General features: G+C 65.0%; 11 protein-coding genes. 7 read left to right on the top strand and 4 right to left on the bottom strand.

Features of this window, described 5'->3' with window-relative positions; all coding sequences use genetic code 11:
* Positions 1-492, top strand: a 492-nt coding sequence (locus MRY84_RS09915) for a short chain dehydrogenase (protein WP_291505567.1), incomplete at its 5' end; no start/stop codon positions are given.
* Between the two features lie 180 nt (positions 493-672).
* On the opposite strand, the gene pcaF is transcribed toward MRY84_RS09915, so the two are convergent.
* Together pcaF and MRY84_RS09905 are read right to left on the bottom strand one after the other, a co-directional pair.
* Positions 673-1,881 (bottom strand): 3-oxoadipyl-CoA thiolase, encoded by a 1,209-nt coding sequence (gene pcaF, locus MRY84_RS09910; RefSeq protein WP_291505566.1) that lies wholly within the window; start codon positions 1,879-1,881, stop codon positions 673-675.
* Between the two features lie 337 nt (positions 1,882-2,218).
* Complete coding sequence (locus MRY84_RS09905; protein ID WP_291505565.1) at positions 2,219-2,440, bottom strand: hypothetical protein; 222 nt, start codon at positions 2,438-2,440, stop codon at positions 2,219-2,221.
* A gap of 189 nt (positions 2,441-2,629) precedes the next feature.
* On the opposite strand from MRY84_RS09905, the gene MRY84_RS09900 reads away from it, so the two are divergent.
* Entirely contained in the window at positions 2,630-3,064 is a 435-nt protein-coding gene (locus MRY84_RS09900; RefSeq protein WP_010459392.1) for a DUF1841 family protein, read from the top strand.
* Between the two features lie 25 nt (positions 3,065-3,089).
* Here MRY84_RS09900 and MRY84_RS09895 read toward each other — a convergent pair whose 3' ends face one another.
* Together MRY84_RS09895 and MRY84_RS09890 are read right to left on the bottom strand one after the other, a co-directional pair.
* Complete coding sequence (locus tag MRY84_RS09895; RefSeq protein WP_291505564.1) at positions 3,090-4,352, bottom strand: putative Na+/H+ antiporter; 1,263 nt, start codon at positions 4,350-4,352, stop codon at positions 3,090-3,092.
* Positions 4,353-4,547: 195 nt separating this feature from the next.
* Positions 4,548-5,210: a c-type cytochrome gene (locus MRY84_RS09890; protein ID WP_291505563.1), complete on the bottom strand. Its 663-nt coding sequence runs from the start codon at positions 5,208-5,210 to the stop codon at positions 4,548-4,550.
* Between the two features lie 105 nt (positions 5,211-5,315).
* Between MRY84_RS09890 and MRY84_RS09885 the strand changes: the two genes are divergently transcribed.
* The 5 genes from MRY84_RS09885 to MRY84_RS09865 form a co-directional block, all read left to right on the top strand.
* A complete protein-coding gene (locus MRY84_RS09885; protein ID WP_291505562.1) occupies positions 5,316-6,170 on the top strand; it encodes a MoxR family ATPase in 855 nt (284 codons plus the stop codon).
* Positions 6,171-6,179: 9 nt separating this feature from the next.
* Positions 6,180-6,416 carry a hypothetical protein gene (locus MRY84_RS09880; RefSeq protein WP_291505561.1) on the top strand — a complete coding sequence of 79 codons (237 nt, stop codon included), beginning with the start codon at positions 6,180-6,182 and terminating at the stop codon, positions 6,414-6,416.
* 16 nt (positions 6,417-6,432) lie between these two features.
* Positions 6,433-7,035, top strand: coding sequence for a GNAT family protein (locus MRY84_RS09875; RefSeq protein ID WP_291505560.1), 603 nt, complete (start codon positions 6,433-6,435; stop codon positions 7,033-7,035).
* Positions 7,036-7,053: 18 nt separating this feature from the next.
* Positions 7,054-8,241 (top strand): VWA domain-containing protein, encoded by a 1,188-nt coding sequence (locus tag MRY84_RS09870; protein ID WP_291505559.1) that lies wholly within the window; start codon positions 7,054-7,056, stop codon positions 8,239-8,241.
* Between the two features lie 305 nt (positions 8,242-8,546).
* Positions 8,547-10,208 (top strand): BamA/TamA family outer membrane protein (locus MRY84_RS09865; protein WP_291505558.1); only part of this gene is annotated, 1,662 nt, incomplete at its 3' end.

Genomic DNA, 10,208 nt, shown 5'->3' with positions numbered 1-10,208 from the left:
GCGGACTTTTCGCTGCCCGGCTCGGTCGCCAAGCTGTTCGAGACCGTGGGCAAGGTCGACGCGATCGTGAGCACGGCCGGCAACCTGCACTTTGGCCCGCTGACCGAGATGACGCCAGAGCAGTTCAACCTGGGCCTGCAGGACAAGCTGCTGGGCCAAGTGCAGCTGGCGTTGATCGGCCAGCACTACCTGACCGATGGCGGCTCCATCACGCTGACCACCGGCATCCTGTCGATCGAGCCCATCCGCAACGGCGCCAACGCCACGGCGGTGAACGCAGCCATCGAGGGCTTCGTGGCGGCCGCCGCCATCGAGTTGCCGCGCGGCATCCGCATCAACGCCGTCAGCCCGACCATCCTGACCGAGTCGGTGGGTGTGTACGGGCCGTTCTTCCCGGGCTTTGACACGGTGCCTGCCGAACGTGCGGCGCGCGGCTATCAGCGCAGCGTGGAAGGCGGCCAGACGGGGCGCGTGTACCGCATCAACGGTTGAAAGCTATTTTTGGAAGCGATCACCGGAGCGATGCAGTGATCGCTGCCGCATAGGCTGGCGCCGAACAGTTCACAGACCGACCACCTGCGGACTCCGGATTCTCGGCGCCCGTCCGATCGGCCGAATGGAGCGCGCGGCGCCGCCCTCGCCCGCAGACTCTCAGCACCGCGCAAGGCGCCGTCAAACCCGCTCCAGCACCACCGCAATGCCCTGCCCCACGCCAATGCACATGGTGCACAGCGCATACTGGCCCGCGTGCTCGTGGAGGCGATTGACGGCAGTGGTCACCAGGCGCGCGCCGCTGGCGCCCAGCGGGTGGCCCAGCGCGATGGCGCCGCCCCAGGCATTCACGCGAGCATCGTCGTCCTTCAGTCCCAGCGCACGCAACACGGCCAGGCCCTGTGCGGCAAAGGCTTCGTTGAGTTCGATCACGTCCATGTGGTCGATGGTCAGGCCAGTCTGCGCCAGCACCTTCTGCGTGGCAGGTGCAGGCCCCATCCCCATGATGCGCGGCGCCACCCCCGCCACGGCCATGCCCACCACACGCGCACGCGGCTTCAAGCCATATCTGGCCGCATGGACCCCGTCGGCCAGCAGCAGCGCGCAGGCGCCGTCGTTCACGCCGCTGGCGTTGCCGGCCGTCACTGTGCCATCCGGCCGCACCACGCCCTTGAGCTTGGCCAGCGCTTCGAGGCTGGTCTCGCGCGGGTGTTCGTCCTGGCTCACGACGATGGCGTCGCCTTTTTTCTGAGGGATGTGCACCGGCACGATCTCGCGCGCCAGGTGACCGTCCTTGATCGCGGCCACGGCGTTGAGCTGGCTGCGCAGTGCCATGCGATCCTGCGCCTCGCGCTCAATACCGAAGTCCGTGGCTACGTTCTCGGCGGTTTCCGGCATGGAGTCGACGCCGTACTTTTCCTTCATCACTTTGTTGATGAAGCGCCAGCCGATGGTGGTGTCGTACACCGCGTTGCTGCGGCTGAAGGCCGACTCGGCCTTGGGCATGACGAAGGGCGCACGGCTCATGCTCTCCACGCCGCCCGCAATCATCAAGCCCGCCTCGCCCGCCTTGATGGCGCGCGCGGCCGTGCCCACCGCATCCAGGCCCGAGCCGCACAGCCGGTTGATGGTGGCTCCGGGTACGTCGACGGGCAAGCCCGCGAGCAAGCTGCTCATGCGGGCCACGTTGCGATTGTCTTCGCCGGCCTGGTTGGCGCAGCCGTACAGCACATCGGTCAAGGCCGCCCAGTCCACGCCGGGGTTGCGGTCCATCAGCGCCTTGATGGGGACCGCGCCGAGGTCGTCGGTGCGTACGCTGCTCAAGGCGCCGCCATAGCGGCCAAAAGGGGTACGGATGGCGTCGCAGATGAACGCCTCTGGGCTCGGCATGGATGTCTCCTCGGTGGTTTTTTCTGTCTGGGTAAGCTGCCAGCGCGCAGTAGCGCCGCCGCGAGCGGCCTGGGCAGCGTCGCATGGCCCCATTCTGCGCGGTGCCACGAGGTCGCGCATGGGAGCCATGCTTCCAACAGTTTGCACCGATCGGGAGAAATCCAGTTCCCGGACGCGACAGCCAGCGCCAGGAAGGGAAGCTGCCAGCGATGCCCCCCAAAAAAGAACTCGGATGCGTGGAAGATGCACCGGCGCCCCTTCGCAACGCGCGCGGGGTGCCGGGCCTTACGGAACGGGGGTTTGAAGGGGGGCGAGCCACAGACGCCCCCCGCGCCGCTCAGCTCTTGCGAAACCCCAGGACCAGCACGACGCCGCCCAGCACCATGGCGCCCAAGCTCATCCACTGCGGTATCTGCACGGTTTCGCGTTCCTTGACGGTGAGCTCCAAGGGTCCCAGCTTCGCCTGGGTAGCATCCTTGGTAAAGCTGAATCCGCCGGTCAAGAAGCCGGCCAGTCCGGCCACCAGCAGCAGCACGCCGACGATTCGCATCACATTCATGAAACTCTCCAACACCGGGGCACGCAGGAACTGTGCAAAGCGGACCCGGCTTCCTCCCCTCTGCGCACCGTGACTGTAGGTGCGATCTCAGGATCGGCGCGTAGGACGCCGCCGCGCCCAACTGGGCCGCCAATCCTCTGTAGCCCCGCGGTCGCGCGGCCAAACAGGTGCGTGCTACCCTCTCGCCCCATGTTCAGCCCCTCTCAAGCCGACGTACGCCGCTTTCTGTGCGGCGTGCATGCCAAGACCCAGAGCGGCGCCCCCATGGAAGCCATTGAAACGCTGGCCAGCCTGTGGATCGCCGAGCACCCTGAGTACCACGCCGACCTCTCCGATGCCGACGCCGCCGTGGCACGCAACTACGACGAGACGCCCGGCCAGACCAACCCGTTTTTGCATCTGTCAATGCACCTGTCGATCAGCGAGCAGTGCAGCATTGACCAGCCTCGTGGCATTCGTCAGGCGGTGGAATTGCTGACGGCACGGCTGGATTCGCTGCACGATGCGCACCACGCCGCCATGGACTGCCTGGGTGAGATGCTCTGGGAAAGCCAGCGCGCCGGACGCCCACCCGATGGCGATGCCTACATCGCCTGCGTGCAGCGGCGCGCCACGCGGGACTGAGGGCGCCGGCTACCGCGATCGGCCATCACAGCAGCTTGAACGCCAGCACCGCCACCATCGTGGGCGGCAGGGCCCCCAGCAGAAGCCCCAGCGGATGGATGGCGTTGTCGGCAAACTTTTCCTTCAAGATCGCCGCCCCTGCGGGGTTGGGGGCATTGGCGATCACGGTCAGGCCCCCGCCCGTCACCGCCCCCGCCACCAGGGCCACCTTGAACTCGTCGCTGAGGCCCTCGACCAGCGAACCCAGGTAAGTCAGGGCCGCGTTGTCGGTGAACGCCGTGAGCGCCGCCGCGCCAAAGAACACAGCATTGGCGTCCATCTTCATGAGAACGGGTTGCAGCCACCATTGCTGCAGGCCGCCCAGCACTACCAGTCCGGCCAGGAAAAAGGCCACCAGCAAGGCTTCGCGCAGGATCAGCGGGTTCTGATGGCGCTGGTAGGCCGTGGTGAACCCCATGAAGAAGAGGAACAATCCCAGGAACACGGCCGGGTGATGCGCAAACACCACCACCAGCGCCAGGAACACCAGGTGCACCAGCACGACGGACAGCGGCACTGGCGCTTCGTCTGCGACGACCTTGCGCCCCATGTGCCCCACCTGGCTGCGAAAGAGCAGCGTGGCAATGCCCGCGTTGATCACCACGGCCACAGCGGCCTTCCACCCAAAGTTCGACACCATGAACCACAGGTCCCAGTTCCACTGCGCAGCCACCATGAGCACGGGCGGTGCGGCGAACGGGGTCAAGGTGCCGCCGATGGAGATGTTGACGAACAGCACCCCGATGGTGGAGTACTTGAGCTTGCTCGATAGCGGCTGCGAAAAGAGGATGTCGCGCAACATCAGCGCAGCCAGCGTCATTGCAGCGGGCTCAGTGATGAAAGAACCCAGCAGCGGCACCGCCGAAAGCACCACGAAGTACATGGCCACGCCGCGCTGAAACGGCAGGCAGCGCGCCAACAGTCGCACGACAGACCCCGCCATTTGCAAGATGGGCCGCGTGGCCGCGATCACCATGATCGCGAACACAAAGAGCGGTTCGGTGAAATTGCGCGAATCCAGATAGGCGGTGGCCTCCTGCTTTCCCAGAACGGAAAACATGAACAGCATGAGCACCAGGGCCCAAAAGCCGAAGACCACCTCGACCTCGCCGAGCAGGTGCCAGAAACCCGCATGGCGTGGCTGCGTGTGGGCCAGGTGCTCGAAGTAGCGTGTGGAGAAGGTATGGAGGATCGCCAGTCCAAACAGGATGGCGCCAATGACCTGGATCAGGGTGGGAGAGGTGTTCATGGGTCGCAGAAAAACCGCGAGGCGGCCCGACCAGCGCATGAACCTGCCGGGCCACCACGGCACCGACACCCTGGATGAAGTTTACCCGCGAAACGCTGCAGCGCGCCGCCACCGCGGAGCTTCTTGACACCCTCCACGGCCATAAAAAAGCCCGGCGATGCCGGGCTGCTCATGGGGATGCGCGAATCGTGCCGATCAACGGAAGCGCGATTGCGGCACCACGTGCAGGTCGCCGTCCACACCGCTGATGTAGTTGGCAAGTGCTTTCAGCTCGGCATTGGTGAACTGCTTGGCCACACCGCCCATGATGGCGTTACCGCGGCCCACGTTGGCGTTCTTCTCCACCTTGTAGGACTTGAGGGCCACGAAGAGGTAGTCTGCGTGCTGGCCCGCAATCTTGGGGTACGAAGGGTCGATGGGCTTGGCGAAGTTGTCGCCGTGGCAGGACACGCAGGCGCCCTTCTTGAGCAGCTCGGCCACCTGCACGCTGGGCTCGCGGGCGGGCTTGGCGGGCAACTCGGCGCCGGTCTTGCCGTGCTGCTCGTAGTAAGCCGACACGTCGGCGATGTCTTTTTCAGAGAGCGATTCGGCGATGCCGCGCATCGTGGGGTGCTTGCGCTCGCCCTTTTGGTAGGCCACCAGCGCGGACGCGATGTACTTGGCGCTCTGGCCCGAAATCATGGGCACCTTGTGCACTTCCGGAAAGCTGGCCTGGTACCCCGGAATGCCGTGGCAACCAATGCACATGGCGATCTTTTGCTTGCCGGCTTCCACGTCGCCCTTGGCTTCCTGGGCATGGGAGATGGCGGTCACGGAAGCGACAGCCAGGGCGAATAGCGTGGTCAGCGTTTTGTTCATTTTGCGCGCACAATCTCGTGGAAGTTCAGCTCTGGGCTCTGCTCAACGGCGGATTATAGCCAGCGCATGTCAAGCCCATTCATCAACGATTCGGTGATTTCCCTCATGAAATTCCAAGGTTCCCAGAACTACGTCGCTACCCAGGACCTCATGCTCGCCGTCAACGCGGCCATCACCCTGCAGCGCCCGCTGCTCATCAAGGGCGAGCCCGGGACCGGCAAGACCATGCTGGCCGAGGAAGTAGCGCAGGCGCTGGATATGCCGCTGTTGCAATGGCACATCAAATCGACCACCAAGGCGCAGCAGGGCCTCTATGAATACGACGCCGTGAGCCGCCTGCGCGACAGCCAGCTCAATGACGAGGGCAGCGCCGAACGCGTGAAGGACATCCGAAACTACATCGTGCAGGGCGTTCTCTGGCAGGCCTTCACGGCCGACCGGCCGGTGGCGCTGCTCATCGACGAGATCGACAAGGCCGACATCGAATTTCCGAACGACCTGTTGCGCGAAATCGACCGCATGGAGTTCTACTGCTACGAGACACGCGAACTCATCAAGGCCAAGCACCGCCCGCTGGTGTTCATCACCTCCAACAACGAAAAGGAACTGCCCGACGCCTTCCTTCGCCGCTGCTTCTTCCACTTCATCAAGTTCCCTGAGGCCGATACGATGCGCCAGATCGTGAACGTGCACTTCCCCACGCTCAAGAGCGAACTGCTCAGCGTGGCGATGAAGACGTTCTATGACGTGCGCAACCTGCCGGGCCTCAAGAAGAAGCCTTCCACCAGCGAACTCATCGACTGGCTCAAGCTGCTGGTGGCCGAGGACATTCCGCTCACCGCGCTGCAAAGCGCAGACAACAAGGTGTCCGTGCCGCCGCTGGTGGGGGCCCTGCTCAAGAATGAACAGGACGTGAGCCTGTTTGAAAAGCTGGTGTTCATGAATCAGCGCAACCGCTAGCCCCCGGCCATGGCCCAGACTCCTACCCCTTCACTGGCCGACGGCATTGCCGACGCCATCGGTTTTGTTGGCGGTGCCCTCGCCGGTTTCTGGCTGGGCCAGTGGCTGGGCATGGACATCTTTGCACCGGGTTACGGCACCCCGGCCCTGGTGGGTATCGCCCTGGTGGGGCTGGGCGGCGGCCTCGGCCTGCACGCTGCACGGCGCTGGCAAACCAGCCGGCGCAATAAGCCTTCCAAGGATTGATGAAGAGTAAAGACCCATGGCCTTTGTAGAACCTGTCACGCTGCGGGATCGCGGCGTCCGCCTGGAGCCCCTGGCGTTGTCCCATGAAGAAGGCTTGCGGTCCGCCGCCGCCGATGGCGAGTTGTGGAAGCTGCGCATCACCTCGGTGCCCGAGCCGCAGGACACCCGCGCCTACATCGAGGGAGCGCTCAAGATGCGCGAAGACGGCAACCGTTTTGCCTTTGCCGTCGTCGACGACGCCACCGGCAAGGTCCTGGGATCCACCAGTTACCACGACATCGTGCCCGCCGTGAAGCGCGTGGAGATCGGCTGGACCTGGTACCGCAAAAGCGTGCAGCGCACCCACGTCAACACCACCGCCAAGCTCTTGATGATGGGCCACGCCTTCGACACGCTTGGCTGCCATGTGGTGGGCTGGCGCACCGACAACTACAACTTTGCATCGCAACGCGCCATCGAGCGACTGGGCGCCAAGAAGGATGGGGTGCTGCGTGGCCACGCGCTGCGTCGCGACGGCACCATCCGCGACACGATGATGTACAGCATGCGCTCTGGCGAGTGGCCAGAGGCCAAGGCGCAGTTGCTATATCTTTTAGAGCGCCATGCGCTTACCCAGTAAGCGCTGAAGGCCAAAATCATGCTCATCGACTTTTTCTACACCCTGCGCTCGGCCAAGCTGCCCGTGTCGGTCAAGGAATACCTCACGCTGCTTGAAGCCCTGCAGGCCGGCGTGGTGGGACCCAAGTCGGATGACGCGTGGAGCCTGGACGATTTCTACAACCTCTCGCGCCTCACGCTGGTCAAGGACGAGAAGCACTACGACAAGTTCGACCGGGCCTTCGGCGCCTACTTCAAGGGCGTGGAGATGGTGGCCGACTTCACCAAGGAAATCCCGGCCGACTGGCTGCGCAAGATCCTGGAGAACGAACTCACACCCGAGCAGAAGGCCGCCATTGAGAAGATGGGCTGGGACGAACTCATGGAGACGCTCAAGAAGCGCCTCGAAGAACAGAAGGAACGCCACGAAGGCGGCAGCAAGTGGATCGGTACAGGCGGCACCAGCCCGTTTGGCCACGGCGGCTACAACCCGCAGGGCGTGCGCATTGGCGGCGCGGGCAAGAACAAGAGCGCGGTGAAGGTGTGGGAGCAGCGCGCGTACAAGGACTACGACGACCAGCAGGAGCTGGGCACGCGCAACATCAAGGTAGCGCTGCGCCGCTTGCGCAAGTTTGCGCGCGAAGGGCACGAGCTGGAGCTGGACCTGCACGACACCATCCGCAGCACGGCCGCCAACGCGGGCTACCTGGACATCAAGATGGTGCCCGAGCGGCACAACAACGTGAAGGTGCTGCTGCTAATGGATGTGGGCGGCACCATGGACGAACACATCCAGCGCGTGGAAGAACTCTTTTCCGCAGTAAAGAACGAGTTCAAGCACCTGGAGTTCTATTACTTCCACAACTGCGTGTACGACTTCATGTGGAAGAACAACCGCCGCCGCTTTGCGGAGAAGTTCCCGACCTGGGACATCATCCGCAAGTACAACAAGGACTACAAGCTGATCTTCGTGGGCGACGCCACGATGAGCCCTTACGAGATCCTGCAGCCGGGCGGCAGCGTGGAATACAACAACGAGGAGCCCGGGGCCGAATGGATCCAGCGCCTCACACATGCGTTTCCCAAGCACGCATGGATCAATCCTGAGCCACAGGGCGTGTGGCAATACCGCCAGAGCATCAGCATCATCCAGCAGCTCATGGGCAACCGCATGTATCCGCTTTCGCTCAAGGGGCTGGAAGAGACGATGCGGCTGCTGTCCAAGTAGCCGGCGATTGTGCCCAAGCCGCCTTTGCGCCGAATGCGCGAAGCTGTCTGACACATGGGGCGCCGAGTTGACGGCATCATCGGGAAGCCTCACGGCAGCGTTCCCCGACAATCCCATCCACGTTCAGCGCCCCCCCTGCCGTGCCTTTTCGCGAATCACATTCCGTCCTTGCGAGGATTGCAACGCCGGCCTCTTGGTCGGCGTTGCTGCTTGTTGGCGCCCTGTGCCTGCCGGGGTGCAGCCTGCTGCCGCGCCATAGCAACGCCGATGGCGCGGCGAACGCACCCGTCATTGCTGAATCCGGCATGCCGTCGTTTGCCGTGGAAGTGCGCGCGCCCGACACCGTGCGGGACACCCTGGAACGCCACCTGGAACTGCAGCGCTTTCGCAAGCTGCCCGACCTGCACGACAGCGAACTGCAGCGCCTGCTGGGCGCAGCCGACGCGAACGCACGCGATCTTCTGGGAACCCTGGGCTACTTTGCGCCCACCATCACCGTCGAGCTCTCCGACACGCCAGGCAGCAAGGAGGCGCCCCGCACCGTCATCGTCACCGTGCAACCCGGGCCGCAAACCAGCATTGCCAGCGCCGACGTGGACTTTGCCGACAACCCGGGCAGCGGCGATACGCGCGGCAGCCAGCGCCAGCAGCAGCGCGTGGTACGCGATTGGTCGCTCACGCCCGGCGCACCGTTCACCCAAGCGGCGTGGGATGCCGCCAAATCGGGCGGCCTGCGCCAGCTGCAGGCGCGTCGCCACCCCGCCGCCCGCATTGCCAACAGCCGCGCAGAGATCGACGCGGACCGGCATGAAGCCAAGCTCAGCGTGACCTACGACACCGGCCCGGCCTACCGCTTTGGACCGCTGAGGGTGGAGGGCCACGAACGCTACGACCCCGATGGCGCGCGCCGCCTGGCGCGCCTGCCGACCGGTGCCATCTACGACGAGGCCGAGATGCTGGACGCCCAGCTGCGCCTGGCCAGCAGCGGCTACTACGATGCGGTGTTCCTGACGCTGGACACCGAGGGCACCGACCCTGCAGCCGCGCCCGTGGTGGCCCGCGTGCGCGAGGCCCCGCTGCAGAAGCTGGTGTTCGGCCCGGGCTTTTCGACCGATAGCGGGGCTCGTCTCTCGATGGAGCACATCCACAACAAGCTCCCCGGCATCGGCTGGCGTGCGGTGAGCAAGCTCTCGCTCGACCGCGAAACCAAGCTCGCTGAAACCGAATGGACCGCGCTGCCCGAAGAAAACGGCTGGCGCTGGTTTACGGGAGGGCAGGCCAAGCGCGAAGAGACCGGCGACTACGACGTGAACAGCGGGCGCCTGCGCGCAGGCCGCAGCAAGAGCACACGCCACATCGACCGCAACTATTTCCTCCAATACGACTACGCGCACAGCCAGGGCGCCAACGCGCCGCCCTCGGGCAGCGCCGTCACGATCAACTATGGCTGGACGGGCCGGTACTTCAACAGCACCACCGCTCCCACGCGGGGCCATGGCGTGGCGGTAGAACTGGGGCTGGGCACCACGCTGCGGCCCGAGCGCGACCCATTCGTCCGCACCCTGGTGCGGTGGCAGAACTTCATCCCAGCCGGGCGCGTGGAGGACGACGCGGGCGTCAGCCGTACAGCACGCGTATCGCTGCGCGCCGAAGGCGGCGCGGTGCTGGCGCGCGAAGGTGCGCAGATTCCCGTCACGCAACTGTTCCTGACTGGCGGCGACACCACGGTGCGCGGCTACGGCTACCGCAGCATCGGCGCGCGCACTGACAACGGCCAGCTCTACGGCGGGCGCTACCTTGCGGTGGGCAGCGTGGAATGGCAGCGGCCCATCGTCTACCGCGGCACGATGACCGACTGGGAAAGCACGCTGTTCATCGACGCCGGTGCGGTGGCCGACCGCGTGGGCGATCTCTCACCCCGGGTGGGCGTGGGTGCGGGCGTGCGCTGGCGCAGCCCCGTGGGGCCG

Origin of the sequence: Acidovorax sp. (assembly GCF_022763525.1) — a bacterium.
Lineage (GTDB): Bacteria > Pseudomonadota > Gammaproteobacteria > Burkholderiales > Burkholderiaceae_C > Acidovorax.
This window is presented reverse-complemented; position numbering and strand designations above follow the sequence as displayed.

What these genes read in the sequence shown, in the direction of transcription:
- pcaF (WP_291505566.1), bottom strand. Translation starts at nt 1,881, where the DNA reads ATGCCGAGCCCAGAGGCGTTCATCTGCGACGCCATCCGTACCCCTTTT.
- MRY84_RS09905 (WP_291505565.1), bottom strand. Translation starts at nt 2,440, where the DNA reads ATGAATGTGATGCGAATCGTCGGCGTGCTGCTGCTGGTGGCCGGACTG.
- MRY84_RS09900 (WP_010459392.1), top strand. Translation starts at nt 2,630, where the DNA reads ATGTTCAGCCCCTCTCAAGCCGACGTACGCCGCTTTCTGTGCGGCGTG.
- MRY84_RS09895 (WP_291505564.1), bottom strand. Translation starts at nt 4,352, where the DNA reads ATGAACACCTCTCCCACCCTGATCCAGGTCATTGGCGCCATCCTGTTT.
- MRY84_RS09890 (WP_291505563.1), bottom strand. Translation starts at nt 5,210, where the DNA reads ATGAACAAAACGCTGACCACGCTATTCGCCCTGGCTGTCGCTTCCGTG.
- MRY84_RS09885 (WP_291505562.1), top strand. Translation starts at nt 5,316, where the DNA reads ATGAAATTCCAAGGTTCCCAGAACTACGTCGCTACCCAGGACCTCATG.
- MRY84_RS09880 (WP_291505561.1), top strand. Translation starts at nt 6,180, where the DNA reads ATGGCCCAGACTCCTACCCCTTCACTGGCCGACGGCATTGCCGACGCC.
- MRY84_RS09875 (WP_291505560.1), top strand. Translation starts at nt 6,433, where the DNA reads ATGGCCTTTGTAGAACCTGTCACGCTGCGGGATCGCGGCGTCCGCCTG.
- MRY84_RS09870 (WP_291505559.1), top strand. Translation starts at nt 7,054, where the DNA reads ATGCTCATCGACTTTTTCTACACCCTGCGCTCGGCCAAGCTGCCCGTG.